This window comes from Singulisphaera acidiphila DSM 18658 (assembly GCF_000242455.2).
Lineage (GTDB): Bacteria > Planctomycetota > Planctomycetia > Isosphaerales > Isosphaeraceae > Singulisphaera > Singulisphaera acidiphila.
In genome coordinates this window covers 7426863-7452738 of record NC_019892.1, presented here as the reverse complement: position 1 = coordinate 7452738, position 25876 = coordinate 7426863, and the positions used below count along the sequence as shown (strand labels likewise).

Here is a 25876-nt window from a genome sequence, read left to right as displayed (position 1 = left end):
GGGAGTAGGCGGTTCCTTTCATCCCAATCGAACCGCCGCTTTTCCACCCAGCCGCCAACTTGAGCGTCTGGAGGAAGTTCTGCTCCTTCGATGCGCTCGCCTAAACCCTGGGCTGAACCACGACCCGTCCACCAGCATCCGGATACTGGTCTGGCGATCGGCCGTCGATGTGTTCCTGCGTGATCGTACAAGGACGATTGCTCTACCTCGTCGTGGTGCCGCTTTCCCTATCGCTGCCAGACACTCTTCTACCGGCAATCGCACAGACCGCAGGCGAGCCAACCAGCAATCAGGCGAATCTGCCGACCGAGATGGACCAAACGATTGACTTCGGTCCGGATCCTGGTATTATCTCCCTTGTCGCCTGTGTCACCACGGGTGACGACGAAACGGCCAGCTGACCTGGGACGGGCAACCGATCACCAAAACAGCGGGCCGTGATGTTGTCGGTAGAGTCGGCCGGCGTGACACGCCCCCAGGGCAAGTCACTCCGGCCAATCGCTTCGATAGCACGCTCGTTCTTTGACAATCCGGTCGATCGTGGTTCTTGTGGTTGAAGAGAACCTTTGAGGGAAGCCGGCGTGGAGCCGTTTGAGTCGTCTCGACCCCGTTTGGTTGGAGGTCGAACCGCGACGGAGACGGATCCAACAGCCAACAGCACGAGGGAGCAGGGGCGTGCCCCGGCAAACTCGAGCTGCGACCAGTTAGCAAATTCCTCAACCCTTTTGAAGGTGAGGACCGGCTCTCATTGCTCTTCGGAGCAGGGGAGACGACCAATCTCGAAGGGTTTGATCCTGGCTCAGAATGAACGTTGGCGGCGTGGATTAGGCATGCAAGTCGAACGGGCCGCAAGGCCAGTGGCGCAAGGGTGAGTAAGGCGACGGTAACCAACCCCAGGATTGGGTATAGCCGCGGGAAACCGCGGGTAATCCCCAGCGACGCAACGACACCGGCATCGGTGTTTTGCCAAAGCTTCGGCGTCGTGGGACGGGCTGTCGTGGTATTAGCTTGTTGGCGGGGTAATGGCCCACCAAGGCTGTGATGCCTACCGGGCGTGCGAGCGTGGCCCGGCACACTGGGACTGAGACACTGCCCAGACTCCTACGGGAGGCTGCAGTCGAGAATCTTCGGCAATGGGCGCAAGCCTGACCGAGCGACGCCGCGTGGAGGATGAAGGCCTTCGGGTTGTAAACTCCTGTCGAGGGGGAAAAAGGGCTGAAAAGCCTTGATTGATCCCTGGAGGAAGCACGGGCTAAGTTCGTGCCAGCAGCCGCGGTAAGACGAACCGTGCGAACGTTATTCGGAATCATTGGGCTTAAAGCGCGTGTAGGCGGATTCGTGCGTCTGTCGCTGAAATCCCCCGGCTCAACCGGGGAACGGGCGTGGATACGACGAGTCTGGAGGGGCATAGGGGGACCTGGAACTTCCGGTGGAGCGGTGAAATGCGTTGAGATCGGAAGGAACGCCCGTGGCGAAAGCGAGGTCCTGGATGCCTACTGACGCTGAGACGCGAAAGCCAGGGGAGCGAACGGGATTAGATACCCCGGTAGTCCTGGCCGTAAACGATGGGTACTGGATAGGGGGCTCGCCGATGGGCTCCCTGTCGTAGGGAAACCGTGAAGTACCCCGCCTGGGGAGTATGGTCGCAAGGCTGAAACTCAAAGGAATTGACGGGGGCTCACACAAGCGGTGGAGTATGTGGCTTAATTCGAGGCTACGCGCAAAACCTTATCCCAGGCTTGACATGCACGGATTAGCCGGCGGAAACGTCGGTGAGGCCGCAAGGAACAACGTGCACAGGTGCTGCATGGCTGTCGTCAGCTCGTGCCGTGAGGTGTTGGGTTAAGTCCCCTAACGAGCGAAACCCCTGTGTCTAGTTGCCAGCGGGTCGTGCCGGGAACTCTAGACAGACCGCCGGCGTTAAGCCGGAGGAAGGCGGGGATGACGTCAAGTCCTCATGGCCCTTATGCTTGGGGCTGCACACGTACTACAATGGGGCGGACAGAGCGTTGCTAGGCTGCAAAGTCATGCTAATCGCAAAAACCGTTCCTCAGTTCGGATTGCGGGCTGCAACCCGCCCGCATGAAGCTGGAATCGCTAGTAATCGCGGATCAGCATGCCGCGGTGAATGTGTTCCTGAGCCTTGTACACACCGCCCGTCAAGCCACCAAAGCGGGGGGCATCCGAAGTCGCCGGAGCCGCAAGGCAGGCGCCGAAGATGAAACCCGTGATGGGGACTAAGTCGTAACAAGGTAACCGTAGGGGAACCTGCGGTTGGATCACCTCCTTTCTAAGGATTTTTCTTAGAAAATCTCGGCTCTGAGAATCGAGGGACGTGGCTTCGGTCACCGTCGCGATTCGAGAAGAGCCGCATCGGCACCGTCTCCTTGATCAGATGGTTTTTACGCCGGCTTCCCACGAAGGTTTTCTCACCACGAACACGATCGACCAATGAGGGGACCCCTCACTCGAGGGGTCCTTTCTGTTTCTGTTCTTCCGTTTGCTTTGCACTGCTGGGTGCGGGGTGCGACCGTACGCGGTCTCACCCCCTGGCCAGCGGCCAGTGCGGATTCCGAGCATGGCTCTTCAAGGCTTCGGCCTTGCGGGGTTGTAATGGGAATTCGGTTGCTCTTTCACAATCCGGTGGTTAGGTCACGCAAGTGAGAACCGCAAACAAGTGGTCGTGGCAGACCAAGTAGAAGAATCTCTCCACAATACAGTGGAACCCTTACGGATGCGTGAGTGTCGATCGCTGCGACAGCGACCGGCCTCACAATGGGGATCGTTACCCAAGTGAGAGTGAGCCTGCGTCGCGAGACGCTGGGCACTCGATCGAAGATAGATCGGGGACTGACCCCTCGCAGATTCGGCTGTCGAGCTTCCTTCGGGAAACCGCGGCGTCCGGATCGGCGTGGTCAAGCTCCTAAGGGCACGGGGGGGATGCCTAGGCGTCATCAGAGAGACAGGCGTGGAAGGCTGCGATATGTCCGGGGGAGTTGCCCAACGAACGTCGATCCCGGAATGCCTGTAGAGACCCGGGGAACTGAAACATCTCAGTACCCGGAGGAAAGGAAATCAACCGAGACTCCCTCAGTAGCGGCGAGCGAACGGGGATCAGCCTAAACCGAGTGGGACACCACTCGGGGTCGTGGGGCCGATAACATGGGATGAGTGAGCGTCAGCCGAAGCCTCCTGGAACGGAGCGCCAGAGCGGGTGATAGCCCCGTAGGCGACGATGCAAACTCCCCTCTTCGGTACCCGAGTAGGGTCGGGCACGTGAAACCCGGCCTGAATCGGCGGGGACCATCCCGCAAGGCTAAGCACTCGATGACGACCGATAGCGAACCCAGTAGGGCGACCGAACGGTGGGAAGAACCCCGATGAGGGGAGGAGACTGAACCTGAAACCCCGTGCCTACAAGCGGTGGGAGCGCGATGCCTTCGGGCCGCGTGACCGCGTGCCTTTTGCATAATGATCCGGCGAGTTACTGTATCCGGCCCCAGGTTAACCCCTTCAGGGGGGGAGCCGTAGCGAAAGCGAGTCTTCATCGGGCGCCATAGTCGGGTGCAGTAGACGCGAAACCAGGTGAACTACCCATGGGCAGGTTGAAGCGACCCTAACCGGTCGTGGAGGACCGAACCCACCAGTGTTGAAAAACTGGGGGAGGACCCGTGGGGAGGAGTGAAAGTCTTATCAAACCTGGAGATAGCTCGTTCTCTCCGAAATGGCTTTAGGGCCAGCCTCGGGACATATCGTGCGGGGGTAGAGCGACGGAATTCGGTAGGGGGGCTTCCCGCCTACCCTCCGAAACCCAACTCCGAATACCGCACGACGGACCCCGGGAGTCAGAACGTGGGGGATAAGCTTCACGTTCAAAAGGGAAACAACCCAGACCGCCGACCAAGGCCCCCAAATCGACGCTCAGTGGCAAAGGAAGTGGGATCGCGGTGACAGCCGGGATGTTGGCTTAGAAGCAGCCATCATTTCAAAAGTGCGTAACAGCTTACCGGTCGAGCCATCCCGCGCCGAAAATGACGGGGACTAAGCGTCGTGCCGCAGTCGCGGATCAGCAATGATGGTAGGAGAGCGTCGCCCACCGCGATGAAGCTGGATGGAAACGACCAGTGGAGCGTGGGCGAGTGCGAATGCCGGAACGAGTAACGACAAGACAGGTGGGAAGCCTGTCCGCCGAAAGCACAAGGTTTCCTGGGGAAGGTCAATCCGCCCAGGGTCAGTCGGGACCTAAGGCGAGGCCCAAGGGCGTAGCCGATGGACAGACGGTTAATATTCCGCCACCCGATGGTAAGGTTGAACGACGGAGGACGCCGGTTCCAGTCAGGTCGGGGTGTTAGATGACCCCGTGCCGCAAGGCCGACAGCATTCGATCTGGAAGCCTGATGACGAGCCGGCCACGAAAAGCCCCGTCGGGACGAACCATCCGGCCCGTACCGCAATCCGACACAGGTGTGCTAGGCGAGTATCCGAAGGCGTTCGGGAGAACCCTCGTGAAGGAACTCGGCAAAATGACCCCGTACCTTCGGTACAAGGGGTGCTCTCCGTAAGGAGAGCCGCAGAGAATCGGCTCTAGCGACTGTTTATCAAAAACACAGGACTCTGCCAACTCGCAAGAGGACGTATAGAGTCTGACGCCTGCTCGGTGTCGGTAGGTTAAGGGAGCCGATGAGGCGCAAGCTGAAGTTGGCGACCGAAGCCCCGATAAACGGCGGCCGTAACTATGACGGTCCTAAGGTAGCGAAGTTCCTTGTCGGGTAAGTTCCGACCTGCATGAATGGCGTAACGACTGGAGCACTGTCTCCACGAGGGACCCGGTGAAACTGTAGCCGTGGTGAAGATGCCACGTACCCGCGGTCAGACGGAAAGACCCCGTGAACCTTTACTGCAGGTTGGCACTGGGTCAGCGTCCTTTCTGTGTAGGATAGGTGGGAGGCCGTGATCCGGCGGCGCCAGCCGTCGGGGAGCCACTGGTGAAATACCACCCTGAAATGACTCTGATCCTCACCGGTCCGTAGCCCGGACCGGGACCGTGCTCATCGGGCAGTTTGACTGGGGCGGTCTCCTCCCAAAGAGTAACGGAGGAGTGCAATGGTACCCTCGGCCAGGTCGGCAATCTGGCAACAAGAGCGCAAACGTAGAAGGGTGCCTGACTGCGAGACCCATCAGTCGAGCAGGGACGAAAGTCGGCGTTAGTGATCCGGCGGTGCTGGATGGAAAGGCCGTCGCTCAACAGATAAAAGGTACTCCGGGGATAACAGGCTGATCTCCCCCGAGCGTCCATAGCGGCGGGGAGGTTTGGCACCTCGATGTCGGCTCATCGCATCCTGGGGCTGGAGAAGGTCCCAAGGGTTTGGCTGTTCGCCAATGAAAGCGGTACGCGAGCTGGGTTCAGACCGTCGTGAGACAGGTCGGTCCCTATCTGCCGTGGGCGTAGGAAACTTGCGAAGGGTCTCCCCTAGTACGAGAGGATTGGGGAGGACCGACCTCTGGTGTACCGGCTGTCCCGCTCGGGGCACCGCCGGGTAGCTAGGTCGGGAAAGGATAAGCGCTGAAGGCATCTAAGCGCGAAGCCCTCTTCAAGACGAGGTTTCCAGCACGCAAGTGCGAAGGCTCCTGGAAGACGACCAGGTCGATAGGCCGGGAGTGCACGGCGAGTGATCGCCGCAGCCGACCGGTCCTAACAGCCGATCGCTTGACCACCCCGATCCGTCCGCCGGTTCCCATCAGGGACGCGAAGGACAGGAATCAGGGTTGCATCATTCACCGATCGTATTCGATCGATCACACGGCGACGTATTCCCATCCAATAACGGGGACCACGCGTCGTGAAGAGACTCGAAGTCGGTTGGTCATGCCCATGAAATCGCGGTTTGAGTTTGCGTGACGACCACTGTGAGAGTAAGCACACGGAACCGGCGGGTTTGATCGCCCGCCGGTTGCTTTTCCGGCGAACATACTGACGGGGTCCCACCCGTTCCCATTCCGAACACGGCCGTTAAGCCCGTCAGGCCCATGATAGTGCCTTTGGCGCGAAAGTCGGTGATCGCCGGAATCCTTTTCAACGACGCCCCGATCCTTCTTCATCGAAGGGTCGGGGCGTTTTTCGTTGCGCGGTCGCTTCGCCCCGGGAACTGTGCTCGCCTGTAAGGCGAGCACCGGGTGCCATGTACCCAAGTCTCAGCTTCTGGGCTCAAACTTGAAGTCGCTCGGAATGACGCCCGGACTCTTCCTCACGGATGGGGCAAGGTGTCTATTGAAGATCAGCAAGCGTATTTGTATCAAAATCTATTTGTGCGATTGCTCGTTGCAGTCTTGGAGTGGCAGTACAATAGGCACAAGGCTTTTTGGCCATTAGGTGTACTCCGGTGGCTCAACGTCCATAGCCGTTGTAGAGCACGATCCGCTTGTGGGCTTGCGTCGTCGAGATTTGAACGAAGGGGACCGGGTCGTCGTTCACGTAGAAGGGAGCCAACGGTAGAGGCGGTTCGGTCCGCCAAGTGTCGAGCCAGTGCATGCTGATGATCAGCGACCCTTTATTAGGAGTGGTATCGGCCAGCTCAATGCGATTGAGGGCAACGTCTGCAAGACGCCCCTGACCGTTCAAGAAGAACGACCGTGGCCGTTCGATTCGATAAATATTGTATTGGCCCTCTCCCTCGGTCATGTATTGCTTGGCCCGCTCGGAACCGACGCGACGTGTCAACGCTTTCCACTGTTGCATGTTGGTGGAAATGGGCTTGTTGGGGCTATTGAAACGGGGCAATGTTGCGATTCGATGGGATTGCCCCCACTGGTCGAAGCAGCATCGCGAGAGCGGTGACCAGCAAACGGCCCAGCCGATGTTGTAGTACTGACAGTAGGCGCGAAGGTATTCCGGTGAGCAAGTGTCGATGGGGCGGCCATTGAGGTGGAAGTCACCGAATGATGTATTTATGTGGTTGGTGATGAACGCCATGTGATAAAGCCCCCCGATGAAGAGGCGTTTTTCCGGCCCGAGCAAGATCGGCAGGAGCGGGGTCCAGTGGGTGCACTCCGGATCGGTATTTTCGTGGAGTCGAAGCTGGTCCTCGAATAAAACTCGCGCCGATGGGTCAGTGGTCTCGCGGAGCGTGCGAACGAGTTGATGCATCTCTGGCTGGAGTCCGGCGACGAGCGGTCGCTCAACCAGGAGTTGCTTCTTCAGGATCGCGGCCCCGTTTGGCAACATGATGACTGCGATTCCGAGAGCAAGCGACCAACCAAGCGTCACCAGAACAGGGCCTTTGCGACCTCCCCCCAACGAGCGGGCGAGCCGTGCTGATCCCACCGCGAGAAGGGAACCGGCCGGCGCAGCCAGGAGAAAGTGAAGGGGCACCTTGAAACGAAGCGGTTCGAGCGTTTTCGTGAGGTTCCACATTCCCCCGAAGAGGGCAAGGCCCAGGCAGACCAAGATGGCTCCCCCAAAGGTCGCTGCGCGAACGCGTTGCCCTTGCAGCCACCAGGCGAGCAAGCCCAGTCCCCCTACCAGAAGAAGGAACAGATTCAACGGGCCGTCGAGATCATTCGCCAGGTACTGATTGACGAGATACCAGCCTGTTTCGGGGGCCATGAAGAAGATCTGAGGGGAGCGAATTCCTCGAAAGTGCCAGAACGGCCCGATCCAGATGAGGTTGACCACCAACGCCAACACCCCTGCCGCAACGACGGCCAAGCGCCATCGCCAGGTGTGTCGGAGAGCCGTGGTCGTCAGGAACCCGATCAAAGCGCCGAGGACGAGAACCGGGGCTGTGACATGGGCGAACCAGACGGCCGCGCTGATGCCGGCAAGCATGATCCAGCCTACGCGCGTTGGAAGCCGGTCGTAACGGAGGAGCAGGCCGATGAAGAGCACCGTCCCTGCGGATGCCGTGACGAATGAGAACAGGCCGCTCCTCCAGAACATGTCGGTCCATTCACTATGAAAGTAGAGCCAGGCCAGGAGTGCGGTGACTGCCGTTTCCGACACGCGAATTCCTGACGCGCGCGCTCCGAGTGGAATGAAGGCGACCACGAGGATCGAACAGACGAGAAGTCCGATGTTATAGGCACGAGGATGATAGCCGCCGCCGGCCAAGAACTGGAACAAGATGGAAAGGTTACTGCTCGAATCCCAAATCGGCGACTCGGGATACCCCGCCATGAAAAACGGGTCGAAGCCCCAGGGAGTGCCGTGTTCGCGGAGGAACTGGCTGCCGAGCGCTCCATGATAGAGGTGAAGCGCATGGTCGACCAGAAGCACCGGATGCTCGTTGTCCATCAATGCCCGAGGTGTTGGGAAGATCCAGAACGATTGGACGACGTGGGCAACGAAGACGGCGGCAATCATCGCGATCGCGAACCAAGGTCGTCGTGACTGTTCCGGTGAGACCAACTCAGTTGTGGCGGACTCCATCGCGATATCACTCTCCCATCGCCTCGTCGCATCTTGCCCGGCTTGCTTTGATCGAAACCGTTGCAGAGTTCCGTAACGCGTCGCATCCCTCATTCACGAAGAGGCACGGACATGTTACCCGGGATTTGGAGGATCGACCCCGTCTTTCGGTCTGAGAAGCATGCCCTATGCTGCTCTTTCCAGGGCGGTCGGCCAATTCCTGCCGGAAGAACTGACTTTTATCAGGGGAGGGCCGCCAAACCAAGTCTCTTTGACCCCAACGCGACCGCAGCACTCAACTCCGATTGATTGCGTGAAAGAATTCGGCGATTGCTCGACGGAAGGCCGAGGATTCGCGAGTATGGTGAGAGCGTGTTGGGTTGCCAATCCGTGGCGGCGTGAGAATCAGTGACAAGAGCGTCGCGGTGACCCGGATTCAGACAGATCGAATCGGGATGGGATGGCGCAGGGCAATTCATGAGTTCTCAATCGAACGATCTCACGGCGGTAGGCGAGGAGCCTGTTCGACCGTCCTGGGGGACTTGGTCGTCGGCCAACGTTTTGCGGACGGCCCTGGGCTCGGTAGTCGTCTTCATCGCCTCGTGTGTCGTGTTCTGGCTGAGCACTCAGGTTATCAAATTGCCGCCGGCATGGAGGACCTTTGAGTTTTGCCAGTATGCCGAGATCGGCCGGAACTTGGCCTTGGATCAGACCTACGACACGCGGCTTGTCGAACCAATGGCGCTGGCGGTTATCGACCGCGACCGGGTCGGATCGGTCGCGGAACGGTGGCCGGTTGTCAATCGATACCCGCTGCCATGCTTCGTGATTGCGGGTTTGATGAGTCTCTTCGGCCCAGGCGACATGGCGGCGGCGTGGTCCAATGGCTTGGCCATCAGTCTTCTGGCGATGCTGTGCTACGCCGTGGCCAGGGCTTGGTACGGGCCCGGTTGGGCCGCCGTTGTCGCGATCCTGTTCCTGGCCAATCCGTCATTTTATGGAGAGTTCGTCCTTCTGGGGACTCCGGACGTCTGGTTCGCGGTGATCTTCTTCGCCCAGTTGATTGTCTGGTCCCGTATCGAGCCAGCCCAGTCACCGGCTGAACGACCGCGCTTGGGTTGGGCGTTGGGTCTGGGGCTGCTGAGTGGACTCGCCTATCTTGCTCGGTTCAATGCCACGATGTTTCTAGCGGTCCAGGTCGCTGCCCTGTTGCGCTGGAAGCGGTGGCGAGAGGCCTTGGTCTTCGTGGTGACCACGGCCCTTTTCACGCTCCCGTTGATGGTCTACAACTGGCAGCATTTTCACCGCCCATGGGTCTCGATTTACTCATCTTGGAACCTTCTGGACGACATTGGCGCGTACCAGGTCGAGCCCTGGCTCTACTACCGCGTTCCCAGGCTCTGGGCTGAATTAGCGGACCATGGGGAAGGACTGGCCAAGAAGTTCGCCACCAACCTGTTCGAGGTGGTGCCTCATCGAATCTGGAGCCTCTGGCGTCTCGACCTTCTCTTACCGCTGGCCCTCCTCGGGTTGGCCTTGAACCGAAAAAATGCGCGAGTCCAACGGTTCGCCATCTGGTCTATTGGCCTATTCGCGTTGCAACTGCTTGTCTTCAGCGCGATGAGGCTCGAGTTGGAAGATCGCAACTCGGCTCATCACGGACGCTACTTCTTCTGGTTCGCGACCCCTGCGCTCCTCCTTGGGGTCGGGCTGTTGCGTCGCCTGGCCGTGGGGTTCCGTCTAGGCCGTTGGATCGCGGTCCCCGTCATCCTTCTTCAGCTTGCTGGATTCGGCTGGTCTTGGGCTCAGTTGGTGCCCAGGCATTCTGAGGGAACCAACATCGGCCAAGATCCGATCCGAGGAATGCTCGTCGACGCCATGGTGAAGGGCAAGGTGATTGCCTCGAACCAGCCGCAGATCACCGCCTGGTTTTGCAAGCTCAGGTCGATCTCACTGCCGGCCGACCTTGGGGAGCTCGCCCGCTTGAATCGGGACTCACCAACCCCTGCCGACTATCTCTTCGTCGATACCAACTATAACTGCATTGATCTGGATCGACGCTGGCGGTTCCTCGCCGAGACGGATTTGCAAATCACCTCGGAGTGGTATCCTGAGCTCCTCGTCGACTACCAGTTCGTCATCTCTCCCAAACTGACCCGGCCCCTTGGCTATGTGTTCCTTCGACGCCGGGTCGTTCCTGCCAACAAATGGGAGCGTGACTTCAACCGCCAGACCCCTCATTAAAAAAGGTCCGGATCGCCAGGTCGATCGATGTCGGATCGAAATCCGCCTCGCTCCGCCAACGTTCTTCTTCGCCGGTACTCCACTGCCAGCCGAGCCGGATGGGCCCGAGACCCATTGCGTCGGCCGTGTGCATCGCGAGTAAGAGCGAGAGACGGTCTCGTCCGGCTGATCCGCCAGGAGCACCTACGTTGACGATCTGAGCCGCGCCGGTCCGATCGCGAAAAAGCACGTCGATCTTTCCGTGAAAAACTGATGCGTCCGTGCGGGCTGGTGGCCAGGCGATTGACCAGTCGATGTCCTCGCGCACGACCTCGGCCTCAGCGAGAGCTTTGGCAATTGGTCCCCGGGACCAAGTCTCGAGTCGGCCGACAAGCTGGTTGAAAAGCCGGGAGGGGAGCAGAGGATCGTGACGGCCGACCACCCTGGCCACGAATTTGGCTGGTTCTCTGGTGCGGCGCCAGCCTGGGTCGGCCAGGGCGATCCGCGTCAGCCGGTTAAGTCGGGCCTTCGACGTCGCGGCTTCCGAGCCCAAACCGGGATCAAGTTCAATGAACCGGGGACGATGCTCGATGAGGACCGCAGGGGGTTCGACGACCTCCTCGGCTTGTTCGATCACCTCGGCCGTCTCGATCAGAGGGAAAGGCCAGGGACCGCCTTTCTTGGGTTCGCCGGACGCTGGAGGCCTTTCTGTCGTGACCCTGATCGCGGGCACGCTCCAGCCGGCGGGGAGCTGGACCCGGCATTTGCCCGTTTCGCGGTCGAAGCGCTCGTCGAGAAGGCTCATCGCTGGAGAGGTGGCCTTGTCGGCGGGGCTCAAGGCGGACGAGAGGATCAGGGCGTCCCGAGCCCGAGTGGTGGCCACATAAAACAAGCGAAGCGACTCGTCCTCGTCCGCCCGCTGCTCGAGCGTTTGGTAGGTCAGCCATCCCAGACTCTGCCGAGAGTTCGCGTCGACGTCGGATTCGGTCGAGGCCGTTGGGACGGAACCTGGCTCACGTGAGGGCCGAACGAGCGGGCCGAGGACGGGGTGAAAGGCCGTGGAATCAAGCCGGCCTGCTGGCCGCCGGTTGAGGTCAGGCAAGACGACGATTGGGAACTCCAGCCCCTTCGCCTGATGGATCGACATCAGGCGAATGCTGTTCCCCTCTTCGTCGGTGGTGGCCGCCTGTTCTTCGCGCGGAGGGCGTTTGAGGTCGGCGCGGAGCCGCGCGACGAACGCTGCAAGCGTCATCCCACGCTGTTGATCGAACCGGCGTGCCATCCTCACGAGCTTTCGCGCATTGGCTCGCTTGCGGACTCCGAGCGATTCACCGAGGAGAGCCGCCTCATACCCCGACTCGTCGAGGATCCGATTCAGAAGGGTTGCGATCGGCTCTTGGTCCTTGAAATCGCGCCAACGCGCCAGCATGTCACGGGCTCGGCGGGCCTGTTGACGATCGAGGTCGGGAAGCTCGTCGATTTGGTCGGCGTCTTCAAGTCCCTCCACCAGGTCAAGTCGGGAGGTGGTCAGCCAGAAGAGGCCGTTGTCACTCAGGCAAAAGAAGGGGCTCCGGAGCGTGCCCGCCAGCGCCACTTGATCGAACGGATCTTCGAGGACGGAGAGCACGTTGATGAGATCGGTCACCTCTTGTTGGACGTAGAAGGCGGCTCCTCCCACGGTGTGGTAATCGAAACCCTCCTCATCGAGGGCGGCTTCGTAAGGCCCGACGTCGGTCATCGCACGAAAGAGGAGGGCCAGGTCGCCCGGATGGGCGTCGCGGATTTCTCCGGTGCCACGGTCGCGGACTTTCCAGCCAGCCTCCATTCGCTGCCGGAGCCTGCGAGCCAACCATCGGGCTTCGAGAACTCTGCGATCGTGCGCAGAGGGCTTGGGGCCAGCCGAGGGGGACACTTCGGTCTCGGTCGCCCAGATGAACTCAATGGCCGGCTGGTCGGGACGTCCCACGCCGGCCACTCGAGGGTTCAAGGCTGTTTCGGGCCCGGGAAACGTGGAGGCGAACAGCGCATTGACGAAGTGGAGGATCTCGGGCACGCTCCGAAAGTTTTCGGTCAGGGCGTGTCGGCCCGCGACGGGAAAGCGGTCACGGAAATCCTGAAAGATTTCGGGCTGCGCTCCGCGGAACCGATAGATCGACTGCTTGAAGTCGCCCACGAGAAAGAGCCGACCGGTGAGAGACTCGGGAGCTGCGAGCCGCTCGAGGATCTCGCTCTGGATTGGGTCGGTGTCCTGAAACTCGTCAACGAGTAGCCGCTCGATCGCAAGGTCGGTGCTCGAGTCGGGCCGATGCCCCTCGGGAACCTTGCGGAGTAGGTCGAGCGTCATGGTCAGGAGGTCGTCGAAGTCGAGCCCCCCTCGAGAACGTTTCGCGAGGTTGTACGCTTGACGGGCCCGAAGCGCGAGTCGAGCGAGCCGGAGCCCTTGCTCGGCAGCCTCAAGCGTGGCGGATTCGTCCCATTGGCATTTGTCAAAATATTTGTCGATCGCGTCGCGCACAGCCTTGAAGTTTGCGGTGACGATCTCGTGGATTTCGGGGGAGGGCCAGTGGACCTTCGACCCCGCGCCGCGGACCATAGCGTGTTCTCGGATCGCGAGCAGCCATTCCTCACGGTCGAGATTGGCCTCAAGATTGGGGAGATGCTCGAGGAGAAAGGCCCTGCGCTCACGCATCAAGGGATGCGTGCTTTCGTAATGCGAAAGCGTTTCGAGGCAAGGTTTCACGGCCTGAGTCATTTTTTGAGCGAGCAAGGGACGCCCTTCGCGACTCCAAACGTCCTGCCAGATCGCGACGACTTCGGCCGGCAGGCGGTCTTGCCATTCGCCGAGGAGTCCTGAGGAGGATTCGACAAGGAGGTCGGCGATTCCCTGGCGAACCCGTCCCAAGCCGTATTCCACGGCGAGCTCGATGAGGTCGGGATCTTGGGCGGCCAGCCATTGCCGAAGGCATTTCGCCAGGGCTTCGTCACGAATTGAGCCGGCCACTGCCGCGTCGAGAATGACAAAATCTGGGTCGATTCCCGCCTCGAGGGCGTGTCGCCGGAGCCAATGGCCACAATATTCGTGAAAGGTCCCGATCGGCGCGGCCTCCAGCCCGCGCAGGATCGCGCGCCAGTGCACCGGATGATCCCCTGCGGCAATCTTTTCACGGCACTGATGGCGAATCCTCTGACGCAATTCCCGAGCCGCCTTTTCCGTGAAGGTCAGCGCCACGATTGAACTCAACGAGCGTGCGGCCGGTCCCTCGAGGTCACCCAGGAACCGGGCCGTCAGTACGGTGGTTTTGCCACAGCCCGCTCCTGCGCTCAACGCGACGCTCGCCCCTTCAACAGCAAGAGGGCTCGCCTGTTGCCGGCTCAGTCGCGGATCGCTGGCGCTCATCAAATCCCCTTCGTTCCCCTCAATGGAGGCCACCCCGCTCGACCGATCAAACCTTCAATTCAAGGCCTGGTTTTTCGTCTCTAGCCTTTCGCGCTGAGCGTACCTGGCGGATCCGGCAGACCGAACCATATTCACAGCGTTGAATACAATCGTCTTTGCAGGAATCGACGACAAACTGCCCCTGGCGCAACTGGCCAACCACGTCGGTCACGTATTTTTCAAGTGCCTCGCGGTCGTGGTTCCAGTCTTTGAGCGCGATCGCTTTGAAGCCGTCGGACGCCAGCCCCCAGTAGCCAACGTCATGCAATTGGGCCCCCGTTTGTTGCAGCACGATTCGCTCGACGGCCAGCGCATAGAGTGGCAATTGCAGATAGATCGCATCCTTGACGTCGCTTTTGGACGGACAGGAGCCGGTCTTGTAGTCGATCACGCGATAAGCCGGAACGTCGGAGCTGGAAACCAGGTCAATGCGGTCGATCTTCCCCTGGAGCCGCACGGTGTCGGCCCCTTGGCCCAGGATGAGACTCGGAAACGATTCGTCCTCGCTCTCTTCAAGGCCGAAGACAACCTCGAATCGGTGGGGGATCGGGGGCCCCGATGTCTCCGAAGATACATACGCTTCGTGTTGCCGGACATAGCGGCGGATGGTTCGGATCAGGCGGCGCTGTTCGATCTCCTGGATCCCCAGATCGATGTCGGAGCCGCTTCTGGGGGGGGAGCTCATCTCATGAAAGATGAGTGCTTCGGCCCGTTCAAGCCGGTTCCCAGGCTCCTGGGCAAGCATACGCTCGAGCAATTCAAGGATGTGGTGAACCCGGCTGCCGCGTTCGGTGTAATCTTCTTCGAGCTCGTCGCGTTCGTCAACGGGTGCAAGCTTGAGCACGTAGCGAAGAGAGAATTGGTAGGGGCAGAAGAGGAATGACTCGAGCTGGCTTGGGCTGAAGGTGTAGTCGGGACCAAATTTCGCCACAATCTTCTCGACGGCTCGGGCATCGCCGATCTGGCCGTCGTAGGCACCGAAGTGCTTCGACTGGAGTCGCGATTGGGCGATCCGGATTGCCGATGCCGTTCCCTCGAGACTTCGGCGATGCCGGGGCTGGCGGGCCAGGGTATGGAGGCTAGCGAAATTGCGCTGCGTGCAGGCGAGGGCGACGGCCCGAACCCGAGCGTCGGAGGGTGAGCCTGCCAACTCGGGCCACTCGGTGAGTGTCGGGTCGAATCGACGGTGCGACTCGTGGACGAGCGGGCTGGCCAGGGCTTTGGGAGTGAAGAGGGTAAGCAGGTCGTCGAGAAATCCGGCTCGGAGCAGTTCCTGGCCTTGGGGATCGCTTGTTGGATAAGCGAGCACGAGTCCCGAGTCAGCCGAGCCGACCACGCGGAGGAAGCGGAGCATTTCCCGGGCGAGGGCAGGGTTGGCCTGGCTCTTGCTTCGAGGTTCTTCGTCGGGGCCCGTGGCCAGACTGAGGTCGATCGAATCCCGCGTTGGGAACATCCCCTCGCCAAGGTTCGCCAGGAAGATCCAAGGGGCCCGTGCTCCCGCGATTTCATCCACCTCGGCCAACCGGATTGAGCCGGGGGGACAGGGCAGGGGAGGGCCCGTCAACTCGGCGGTTAGCGAATTGACCTCGCGTGTGAACTCGGCCCACGACCAGGTCTGCTCCGCTCGGCCAAGTCTCTCGAGAACGACCCCATGCTCGTCGAGTGCATCCCAGAGCGCTTCGAGTTGAGGATCACCCGTCGAGCCGATACCGAGTGAGCTGGCGAGGCTGCGGAGGCCCTCGCACTGGTAGTGCCAAGGGCCGGGTTGATCGAGCGTACCGATGATCTCGGCAAGCCGGTCGAGGACGATATGTGCCAGCTCAACCCTCGGGACTTTATTCCCTTGGCTTCGCGCCTCCGAGATCGTGCGGTCGAGTGCGCGGCGAATCGGATCCAGGCCTCGAAAGACGCGGGTCGCGCGAATGGCCGAGGCGGTTTTGGCGAGTGCCAGCGGGCCATGCTCGGCGATCCAAGGGGGACGGACCTGGCCATGTCGTAGCCACTGGATGAGTGAGGTGGCTTCCCACTGTTCGCCGGGAATCGCCATCGCCTGGCGGAGCGCCGCGATCACAGGCGAGGCTGCAAGCGAAACGAGGCGCTCAGCGGTCGCGGGAAGTCCCCAGGCTTGCAGGGTTTTCAGGATCAGGTCCGCGTCGTCATCCCAGCGTCGAAACAGGACCAGGATATCCTCGGGAGTGGTGCCAGACACGAGGAGTCGTTTGATCTCTCTCGCCAGGACGAGGGCGACCCCTTCGCTCTGAGGAGCCCCCACAATCTTCAGTCCACGCGGATCCGTGAGGCGAGGACGTCGGTGGGCATCGGAGCGAAAGATCGCATTTTCGACATCAAAGAGCCCCTTGGGGTGTCGCAATTCGGGACCTACCGGGGTTTCTTGGAAGCCCGAGTTGAGCAGCCGCCCTCGATTCGAGGCCGCTTCAGAGTAGACTTCGCCAAGGCTCGGGTCCGAATCATAAGCCAGCGTCAATGTCACGGCCTGGCTGTGGGCCTGGGCGAATTCAACAACGCGCCAAGGCGCGGGGGAGTCCAGACTTGGCTCGAGGAAGATCACCTGGCTGAGCTGTTGAAACGACTTGGGCGGGGCGTGGAGAATTGTTTTCGAGGCCCAGGACGCGAGTCCCTCGGCGTCTTCGGCCTTGAGTTGTCGCAAGACCGCGCGATAGCGTTTGAAGATGGCCCACTGGGCGTGGAGCGCGGGCTCGTTTTCGGTTGGATCGGACCTGACCGAACGCTCGGAGCGGGTCCAGCCGGCGATCTTGGCCAGGAGACGCCGGCGAAATCCAGGCGATTCGATGACTTCGGCCACATCGTTGAGCGAGCCGTTGCGTCTGGCTCGCTCAATTGCCTCGTTCAAGGCCGCTCGGGAAGCCGCCGGTGAGAGACAGGCCGGACCTTCGGCACGCTCGTCACGGATCGCCCGCCAGAGTTCGTCCCAGCACCAGATTCGCATTCGTGGAAGTGACCGGTGTCGCGAGCACAAGATCCAGCGGACCTGGTCGCGTGCGAGTGGAGAGGCCACGACCCAGAGACTGGCGGGGTCGTTGTTCTCCGGCTCGCCCAACACCCGATCCCGCAGGGCTGAGCCATGTGGCCCGCTCAGAAGCCTTTGCGTTCGGGGCATCGAGAGATCCTTTCGAGAGCGCGTTCGTCGTCAGAACGGCAATCGCCAAGACCAGTAAGTATACAGAAAAATACCATAGGCGTCCAGCGCGGACGATCTTCACCAGCCAGATGATGGCGATGTAGCCAATCAGACCGGCGACAATCGTGGCGGCGATCGTCTGGGCGACGCGGTCGGTGGTGAGTGTCGACTGATCGAAATCCTTGAGTTCCATGACCGTGGCACCCAGGATCGCGGGGAAGGCGATCAGGAGGCTGAAGCCGACCGACCAGGCGCGAGACATTCCGAGCCCCAGCGCTGTAGCCACGGTCAGACCGCTTCGGCTGACCCCGGGGAGCGGCGCGAAGGTTTGAGCGATGCCGATGAGCAGAGCGTCGAGCCAGGTCATTTGATCGGGCCCTTTCTCTCCACCGCGCAATCGCAACGTCACCAAGAGAACGGTCGCCGTGGTAAGGAAACCGAATCCGACCGCTGTGGGACTCTCGAAGGTCGAGAGCAAGTAACGCTTGAAGTAGGCGTAGGGGAGCAGTGGCAGAGTGGCCACCACCATTAAAGTGCCAACCCGGATCACGGCGGCTCGTTGATAGGCCGGTGGCACCTCGTTCGCGCCGAGAAGCCCTCGAAGACCGGTCCGAGCCACCGCGCGGTAGTGAACCAGGATCGCCGTCAGAGTACCCAGATGGAGCATAACGTCGAAAAAGAGATTCTCGGCAGCGGGTCGGCCATGCCCCGTCAGTCGCGCGAAGACCATCTGGGTGATCGTGAGATGCCCATCGCTGGAGACGGGCAAAAACTCGGTGAGGCCCTGGACAAGACCGAGAACCAATGACTCAATCCATTCCATGAAAAACCTTGAGGATTTGGTGTTGAGGAGCGATCCATCGGCAGGCCAGGACAAGGTAGTCCAAGGCGAAGCAAGGGATTTCGCTGCCGAACGGCCTTGGACCTTCGACCAGGCCTGGGACATCCCTCAGGGGAGCACGAGTCAGGTGGTCGAGGTCTTCTTACGCATGAACGGCATGGCCATGACGACATACCCCAGACCGCTATAGATCGTCAGGGCAACGGCCAGCCAGGTCAAGCCGTCGCGAATGAGGATCCAGGAGTTGTTGGTCGTCGGGATGGCGAGGGAGAGAAGGATCGCCGAGATCGAGAGGCATTGGACGAGTGTCTTGAGCTTGCCGGCCATCGCGGCACCAAAGGCTTGTCCCTGCCCCTCGAGATGGCTGCGGAGCCCCTGAATGAGCATCTCGCGAACGACGATCGTGGTGACCATCCAGGGTTGCACACCGGTCTGCGGGACCGAGAGCAAGTAGATATAGGCACCCGATACAATGACCTTGTCGACGAGCGGGTCGAGCTGTCGACCAAGGGGGGTGCCCTGGTCCAGGAGCCGCGCGAAATAGCCGTCGAGCGCGTCGGTCAACGACGCGATGCCGAAGACCGCGAGCGCCGACAGATATTGCCCGTACGCGATCAGCGCGAACACCACCACCGCGAGAACCAGGCGGCTCATGGTCAACGTGTTGGGCACGTTCCAGAACCGCGCTTCGGCAGGTACAGCCATGTCCAAGCCTACGCTCTCAGTTGTTCAGGATCGTCAAGGACGAGGTCGCCGGCATCTTGCGGGGCTTGGGCCGACCCCTCCGCCGCGGGCGAGGGGCGGCTTCGGTACGCGCGATCAGGTCGTAGCCTTCGGCGGCGACGATCTCACAGGCCACAAGGTCGCCCGGTTCAATTGAGGGACTCCGGACGAAGGTGAGCCCATCCACGTCGGGGGCATCGGCGTAGGTGCGCCCAATCCAGAGATCCTTGCCTTCCGGGCTGGGGCCGTCGATCAAGACGTCCAGCTTGCGTCCGACCATCCCTTGATTGTATGCAAACGCGATTTCTTGTTGAGAGGCCATGATCCGGTCACGGCGAGCCGACTTGATCTCGTCGGCAACGTGCCCCGGGATTTTCGCGGCCGGCGTGTCGGGCTCGAACGAGTAGGGGAATACCCCAAGCCGCTCAAATCGAGTGGCCTCGATGTACTCGCGCAGTTCCTCGAATTCCGCCTCCGTCTCGCCGGGGAACCCGACGATGAACGTCGTACGAAGGACAAGGTTCGGGATGCTCGCTCGCAGTCGCGAAATAATCGTCTCGGTCTCAGCACGCGTATGCCGCCGGTTCATCATCCGGAGCATCCGGTCGTTGATGTGCTGGAGCGGCATATCGAGGTAAGGGAGGATCTTCTGTGAGGATCCGAGAATGTCGTACAAATCGTCGGTGAAATAATTCGGATAGTTGTAGAGGACGCGGATCCAGTCGATCCCCTCCACCTGGTCGAGTTCGCGAAGCAGTTCGGCGAGGCGCGGGCGACCATAGAGGTCGACGCCGTAATACGTCATGTCCTGAGCGACGAGGTTGAGCTCGCGAACCCCATCCGCAGCTAGCTCGCGGGCCTCGGCAACCACTTTCTCGATTGGCTTCGTCACATGCTTTCCGCGCATATAAGGAATTGCGCAGAAGGTGCAGAGTCGGTCGCAGCCCTCCGACACCTTGAGGTAGGCCAGGTGTCGCGGAGTGATCCGCATCCGGGCTCGGTCATCCTGAGCCTGGACGGGGGCGGGGCGGAAAATGGTCCGTTGTTCGTGAAGGTCGCCCATGATTCGGTCGGCGACCGAAGCAATCTCTTCGCGGCCAAAGACGCCGACCACCTGGTCGACTTCAGGAACCTCTTCGAGGAGCATTTCTTTCTGCCGCTCAGCCAGGCATCCGGCGACGACGACTCCCTTGAGTTCCCCAGCCCGCTTGCGGTCGAGCATCTCGCGAATCACGGTCAGCGACTCCTGCCGCGCTGCGTCGATGAACCCGCAAGTGTTGATAATGACCAGGTCGGCCTTCTTCGTATCAGGCACAAGCACGTAGCCGTCCTGCGCCAGGAGTCCGAGCATGCGCTCGGAATCGACCAGGTTCTTGGGGCAGCCCAAGCTGACGAACGAGAACGTGCCTTTGATCTCAGAATTCGAATTCATCGGTCTCGGGATTCCCGTCTTCCTCGCAAAAGAGGCGAAGTTGGAGACGAGTGAGGGAGGAAATCAGACTCGCGACCATGCGCGGCAAAGAGTTCTAGACTAGGAGATCGCGGCCCGTGGCGTCAAGTCCGCAACAAAAGCTTGCTCCCAGGCCGTTCTTGGTTTATACTCCTGACCTGTGAGCACGCTGTCTCCACAAATGAGTTGGTTCTCGGCTCACTTAATGGACGCCGTTTTCTGAATGCATCCGTAGCTCAATTGGATAGAGCATCGGTCTTCGGAACCGAAGGTTGTAGGTTCGAGTCCTACCGGGTGTACTGAGACATAAACCCCTGGGAAACCAGGGGTTTTTTGTTGGCTCGAGGGTGCCAAAAACGAGTTCCTTAAAACCGGCCTGTCGTTCTACAGCGGTGGGAAAGAGGTTGCGGGGCGCGTTACGGTGTTCATGCGGACACGTGGCCCCGGAGTCTTGACAGATGCCGCGAATCGCGAAGCCGCGATGGAATTCAGGCCGCCGACGCTGGTACGGGAACGTCGGGGAACGAGACGAGACCGGGAGGCGGCGCGAGGTGTTCGCCCCTCCCGAGATCGGAGAGCGTGACGAGGCCAAGGCTTGGGAGTGGTTCAAGACCGCCCAGGCCAGGGATCGGACGGCCAAGCCGCAAGCGAACGACCTGCTCGCTGACGTGGTGTGCGGCTATTATTTGAGCTGGGCCAAGAAACAGAAGGACGAGGGGAAGCTCGCGGCCACCGAGTTTGCCAACAAGGCGCGACACCTGGGGATCTTCTCCGACCACCTCGGCCAGCGGGTGGTGAAAACCCTCGAGCCGGATGACCTGACCGAGTTCGGGGTCGGCCTGCTCGACTTCTACACTCCGACCTATGCCCGGAACGTCTGTGCGACCGTCCGCGCCGCGCTGAATTGGGCGGTCCGGGACAAGGAGACACCTCTCGACGCCAACCCGATCCAGGGGTTCAAGTTGCCAACGATCCCGAGGAGCCCGGCTGACGCTCCTGCTCGAGCGGATCTTGATCCGGACCGGGGCGCGACCGGGCGAGCTCTGTAAGCTCCAGTGGGGCGATATTTAGTGGAAGGGGTGGTCGACCTCCGTTTACCAGCCATAATGCCTCCAAAGAGAGGTGCCTTTATCGGCCATCCGCGGGCGGCTACACCACCTCCCGCCGATGGCCGATGATGTTCGAGATTCACTCGCTGTCGCGGGACTTGGGCTTGGTTATATTTGCAAAAGCATCAGAATGTGACCATCCCCGGGGACACGTTCGGATCCGGGTCATCCGCTCCCGCTCTTCGGCGTCGGCCCAGATCACCCACTGCCCGCCCGGAGTCGGTAGCTTCCGGGCATGGACCCACCCGACGCGGATCCAGCGGTGCAGCGTGGCCTGCGGCATCTTCAATTCCCGGGCCAGATCCGTCAGCAACCACTCGTGCTCGCCCAGGACGCCCGGCCCCGACACAGCTCGCGGGCGCGGACCCGTTCGACCGCGTTTGGCGAGCAGACTGCCCAGAATCACGCTCGTGAACCGCGCCGACCGCTTCGGGGGATGGAAGCCCTCGCAGTTCAACTGCTCGGCCACCTCGGCCAAGGTCCGTCCCGCCTCGCGGAGCTCGTCGATCCGGCCCAGGAGCATCGCATAGCCGGCCATCTGCTGATAACACTGCACCGGACGCTCCAACGCGTGGCCGCTGGTAAAACTACCGTCCCATTGAATGTTCACATCAACACATTCGCTGTTGCCACGAACCGTAACGACGACCTCCTCAATCATGAGTCGGACGATCCGCTGACGATCCGCCGACGTCGTCGCCGGTGCATGCCAAAGCGCCGGCAGGTCTCGCGCCAGGGCGCGGATCTGCTCACGCTCGCAAGCCGACAAGCTCCGGGGCTGATCGCGGTCGAACCGGGCGTATTCCTCCTCGAGACGGCGCTGCTCCTTCAACGCCTCCTCCCATCGCCGCTCCAGTTCCCGCAACACCAGACGGTTCTCCGGTTCGACCGCGTCGTACTGCCGCCGCGCCCGCTCGGCCTCGAAGCGGGCGCGTTCCACCCGCTGCCGCCAGTTCCGGTGCAACTGCCCGCGCTCCTGATCGAGGTCGTCGGCCGCCGCCAAGTCCAACTCGAGCGCCGCCGGCTCCAGGGCCGCCAGGACCTGAGCAGCCACCAAGTCATCCAGGACACTACCGGCCAGGCCCTGGCACAAGGGTGCGGCGTATTCCACCATTGCCCGGGCGCAGTAATAGCGCAGACGATTGGCGGGGCCGCCATAGGTGACCATCATCCGCTGTCCGCAACGGCCGCAACGGAGGATCCCCCCCAACAGGGAGGGTCCCTGACGCACCGCCCCCTTCGCATCGCTCCGGGCGCGGTTGGCCGCCAGCCGCTCCTGGTTGGCCCGGAACCGTTCCGGCGTGATGTAGGCCGGGCAGCGGCCCTCCAACAGCACCGCACAGTCCTCCGGCTTGTTGATCGTCCGCCCCGTCCCGGGACGGCCGGGCACCTTCCGCCGCGGGTCGAGAGTACGACACCCATGACGGTAGTAGCCAGCGTAAACTGGATGATGTAATACGTTTTGAAGTGTTTCTCGGTTAGGGCGACGCCATTCCAACTTCCCTCGATCGGGCCCGGAGTGGGGGCGGACCGGCAGGCGGATCCCGTGATGCACCAGGTAGCGGAGCAGGCCGTGCAAGCTCCCCTGGCGATCGAATTGGTCGAAGACGATCCGCACCACCTCTCGAGCCTGCTCGTCGGGATCGAGGGCCAGGCCGCGGCCGGGTTCGCGGACATAGCCGAGCGGGGCGTGGTTGAACAACTCGCCGCGGCGCGCCTTGTTCAGCCGCCCTTCGTGCATTCGGGTGCGGAGGAAGTGCAACTCGGCCTCGCTCATGATCCCCTTCATGCCCAGGAGCAGGCGGTCGTTGAAGTCGGTCGGATCATACAATCCATCGTAGTCGCCCAGCAACGCCCGAAACAAGCCGCACGAGCGTACCATCGGGACCCAGTCAGGGTCGTGGCGGGCCAGACGACTGGCATCCTGGCCAAGGAGAATGCCGACATGATCAAGGCTAAGTTCGGCGAGAATGTACTGGATGCCTCGCCGGCCCTCGACCGTCTGTGCCGTGCGTCCTTGGTCTGCGTCGACGACCTCGACGCGGTCGCGGGGCCAGCCGAGCGCAACGGCGACCTCGGCCAGAGCATATTGGCGTGCGGTCGACTCCTTGTGCTCGGCCACCTGCTGGGGGCTGGACTGGCGGACATAGACGATGGCTTTGCGATCGAGATGATGGTCGCGGACCTTGGCGGGGCGTAACGCCAGCAAGTGAGCCGGCACAATCACAGGACGAGTTGCAGCGGAGTGCGTTGGCGAAGCGGAGGTGGAATCAGGAATGTTCATGACTCGCCTCCTTCCGCACCGCCCTCGGGAGAGACTTGGCGATGATCTGGCTGAGCATCATCAGGACTTCCTGACGCCTCGGCGCGGGCAGGTCCGACCAGGCTTGGGTCAGTGGCCGGGGAAGCCTCTTGGGCTTCGGGCGCGGGGGGGGACTGCGGATCGGTGATGGTGGGACATAGCGACCCTCCGAGTGATCGACCGAGCGATTCGCCGCGATGTGACCGGCACCACTGCGCGAGCTGCAGCAGGGCGGTTGTGCTGATTCTAGGCGGCCCGGCTTCCGCGGTACAGACTGTCACTTGAGGGGTAGTCCGGGTGGGACATCTCGGCGGGCCACACATGCGCGAAGGCCGTGATCCCTCCCGAGCGGTGGAAGGCCGGGAAGGCGACCGGCAAGCCCCGGACGATCTACTTCACGCCGTCGCTCACTCGCGCAATCCGGCGAGTCTTCGAGCGATCGCGGCTCCATCCGGAATGGGTGTTCGTCCACGGGCGGGGTAGAGGAGCGGAGGGCGCCGGGGGGGCCGGTTTCGCCTTCTCCGCCTTCGCTTCCTTTTTCTTCCGTCGGCTCTCCTTCGCTACCTCTCGGGCGGTTCCACGGGCGATCTCTCGCACCAAGCTTTCGGCATATGCGACGATCGAGACTTCGGGGATCTCGGACTTGGATGGCATGAAGTGGGAGCGGTACCCCGTGGTCGTCAGGGGGCCCTTGAAATCGAAATGGCCTCCGCCCGAGAGCGAGCGGGGATCGTTACCACCGGGATGGTGTTTGCAGCTGGCTCGACATCCAAGGCCAGCAAATCCGACTGGGAAACTCGGGGTATTCGCAATCGCACTGATGCCGACAACGCGGACAATGCTCGTCAGATTCAGCATGCTCGCGAAGAGGCGAGGGAGATGAAGCCGGAAGCGGATCCGGCTAGAGGGAAAAGCAAGAGTCGGAAGTAAATTTTGCCACGACCAGGAGATTTTAGATGAGCAATTGTAAGCGCACGCTCCTCCCAGTCCCGAACACCGTGGCGATCCCGTCGAGAGACAAGTCGCTCTGGCAGCCTCGCGGGGCTTTCCGAAGCCTGTCGTCTTCCTGGCCTGACTCGCAGTCCGTCCGCTTTGTCAGGAGGACGCGCGACGCCGCTGGCGTTTTTCCTTCTGCCACGCCGCCTTCCGTCGTGACTCGTTGAGACGATGCTCCAGCACGAACTCAGGGTGGCTCGCGGCCCAACGGTCCGGCAGTAACGCCTCCAGGTCGGTCGCTCACGTGCTCTGCCGCAGGTGCACCTCACGAAGGTAGGCCCACGGCTCCAGGCGATGACGCTTCGCTTCCGCTAAGCGGGTGGATGCGCTCTTCCTATAATTAATTCTGTATGATTTGCACCCAATTTGACGACGCAACCCGTGATCAACTCCGAACCTTGCGGCGGGAAGCGATCCCCCGAGGGTCCGCGACCGGATCGAAATGATCCTCCCCTCCGACGCCGGGTGGTCAGCCCCTCGCATCGCCACCCACCTGGGCGTCTGCGGCCAGACCGTCCGCGATCTGCTCCGGGCGTTCCTCGCACGCGGCTTCGACGTCCTGTACCCGTTCTGTTCGGGACCCGAGCCGAACACCGCTCAGCTCGACCGGGTGGCCGAGGCCTTGAGACGCTTGCTCGCCCAGGAACGCACTTTGGACCAGTCGGCAGCTCGGCCACGCTCTCGCCGAGGAGGGGATCGTCCTGGGTCCCCGCCAAGTCCGCCGCCACCTGAGGCGGATCCAGGCCCGCTACCGGCGCACCGCCTGGACCCTGAAGCATAAGCAGGACCCGGTGAAAGCGGAGCGAGCCGGCCGCATCCTGGAGAACCTCAAGGCGCAGGCGGACGCCGGCGATGTGACGCTCTCTTACCTCGACGAGTGCGGCTTCGCCCCGACTTTGCCGGTCGGCTACAGCTGGACATTGCCCAAGCAGCGCGAGTTCGTGCGTTACGAGGCTCCGCAACGGCGCCGGGTCAACGCGATGGCCGCCTACCGCCCCTTCGGCCGCCGGCCGCGTCTGGAGGTGTTCACGGCTGAGCGGACCTGGGACTCGTACGACCTGCTCGGCTTCTTGAAGGCGTTGCCGTGGTCGACCGGCCGCACGTGGTGGTGGTGGACAACGCCAGCTTCCACACCAGCGACGTGATCCGACAGGCCCGTCGGAGATTGTCCGAATCGGGGATCTCTCTTTAGAGCGTGTTATGAACTGTAGTCCACTGGCGATCGTAGTTTA

The 25876-nt window shown here is 61.5% G+C and carries 11 protein-coding genes, 1 tRNA gene and 3 rRNA genes; 8 read left to right on the top strand and 7 right to left on the bottom strand.

Going from position 1 to position 25876, the window contains the following annotated elements:
- Window positions 1-776: 776 nt before the first annotated feature.
- From SINAC_RS29080 to rrf, 3 genes are all read left to right on the top strand, one after another.
- Window positions 777-2290 (top strand): 16S ribosomal RNA (locus SINAC_RS29080).
- Between the two features lie 623 nt (window positions 2291-2913).
- Window positions 2914-5715 (top strand): 23S ribosomal RNA (locus tag SINAC_RS29075).
- Window positions 5716-5958: 243 nt separating this feature from the next.
- Window positions 5959-6067 (top strand): 5S ribosomal RNA (rrf, locus tag SINAC_RS29070).
- Together the 16S, 23S and 5S rRNA genes form the textbook arrangement of a ribosomal RNA operon.
- A gap of 318 nt (window positions 6068-6385) precedes the next feature.
- Here rrf and SINAC_RS29065 read toward each other — a convergent pair.
- Window positions 6386-8425 (bottom strand): hypothetical protein, encoded by a 2040-nt coding sequence (locus tag SINAC_RS29065; RefSeq protein WP_015249138.1) that lies wholly within the window; start codon window positions 8423-8425, stop codon window positions 6386-6388.
- Between the two features lie 456 nt (window positions 8426-8881).
- On the opposite strand from SINAC_RS29065, the gene SINAC_RS29060 reads away from it, so the two are divergent.
- A complete protein-coding gene (locus tag SINAC_RS29060; protein ID WP_015249136.1) occupies window positions 8882-10648 on the top strand; it encodes a glycosyltransferase family 39 protein in 1767 nt (588 codons plus the stop codon).
- Here the strand turns inward: SINAC_RS29060 and SINAC_RS29055 are convergent.
- The 5 genes from SINAC_RS29055 to rimO form a co-directional block, all read right to left on the bottom strand.
- Window positions 10626-14024 carry a UvrD-helicase domain-containing protein gene (locus SINAC_RS29055; protein ID WP_015249135.1) on the bottom strand — a complete coding sequence of 1133 codons (3399 nt, stop codon included), beginning with the start codon at window positions 14022-14024 and terminating at the stop codon, window positions 10626-10628. The genes SINAC_RS29060 and SINAC_RS29055 overlap by 23 nt on opposite strands.
- A 46-nt stretch (window positions 14025-14070) precedes the next feature.
- Window positions 14071-17031 carry a PD-(D/E)XK nuclease family protein gene (locus SINAC_RS29050; protein WP_015249134.1) on the bottom strand — a complete coding sequence of 987 codons (2961 nt, stop codon included), beginning with the start codon at window positions 17029-17031 and terminating at the stop codon, window positions 14071-14073.
- The gene (locus SINAC_RS29045) at window positions 16988-18046 is read right to left on the bottom strand and encodes an undecaprenyl-diphosphate phosphatase (protein ID WP_015249133.1); all 1059 of its coding nucleotides are present in this window, start codon (window positions 18044-18046) and stop codon (window positions 16988-16990) included. Before SINAC_RS29045 ends, SINAC_RS29050 begins: the two co-directional genes overlap by 44 nt.
- 141 nt (window positions 18047-18187) lie before the next feature.
- Window positions 18188-18769: a CDP-diacylglycerol--glycerol-3-phosphate 3-phosphatidyltransferase gene (gene pgsA, locus SINAC_RS29040; protein ID WP_015249132.1), complete on the bottom strand. Its 582-nt coding sequence runs from the start codon at window positions 18767-18769 to the stop codon at window positions 18188-18190.
- Window positions 18770-18785: 16 nt separating this feature from the next.
- On the bottom strand, window positions 18786-20219 hold the full coding sequence (gene rimO / locus SINAC_RS29035) for a 30S ribosomal protein S12 methylthiotransferase RimO (protein WP_015249131.1): 1434 nt from the start codon (window positions 20217-20219) through the stop codon (window positions 18786-18788).
- 243 nt (window positions 20220-20462) lie between these two features.
- On the opposite strand from rimO, the gene SINAC_RS29030 reads away from it, so the two are divergent.
- Window positions 20463-20536: transfer RNA gene (locus SINAC_RS29030), tRNA-Arg, on the top strand.
- 159 nt (window positions 20537-20695) lie between these two features.
- Window positions 20696-21286, top strand: coding sequence for a hypothetical protein (locus SINAC_RS29025; protein ID WP_015249130.1), 591 nt, complete (start codon window positions 20696-20698; stop codon window positions 21284-21286).
- Between the two features lie 139 nt (window positions 21287-21425).
- On the opposite strand, the gene SINAC_RS29020 is transcribed toward SINAC_RS29025, so the two are convergent.
- The gene (locus tag SINAC_RS29020; protein ID WP_015244134.1) at window positions 21426-23630 is read right to left on the bottom strand and encodes a recombinase family protein; all 2205 of its coding nucleotides are present in this window, start codon (window positions 23628-23630) and stop codon (window positions 21426-21428) included.
- A 1456-nt stretch (window positions 23631-25086) separates the two neighbouring features.
- Between SINAC_RS29020 and SINAC_RS29005 the strand changes: the two genes are divergently transcribed.
- Window positions 25087-25425: a helix-turn-helix domain-containing protein gene (locus SINAC_RS29005; RefSeq protein ID WP_015249127.1), complete on the top strand. Its 339-nt coding sequence runs from the start codon at window positions 25087-25089 to the stop codon at window positions 25423-25425.
- Window positions 25426-25435: 10 nt separating this feature from the next.
- Window positions 25436-25789 (top strand): hypothetical protein, encoded by a 354-nt coding sequence (locus SINAC_RS29000; RefSeq protein WP_015249126.1) that lies wholly within the window; start codon window positions 25436-25438, stop codon window positions 25787-25789.
- Window positions 25790-25876 lie beyond the last annotated feature (87 nt).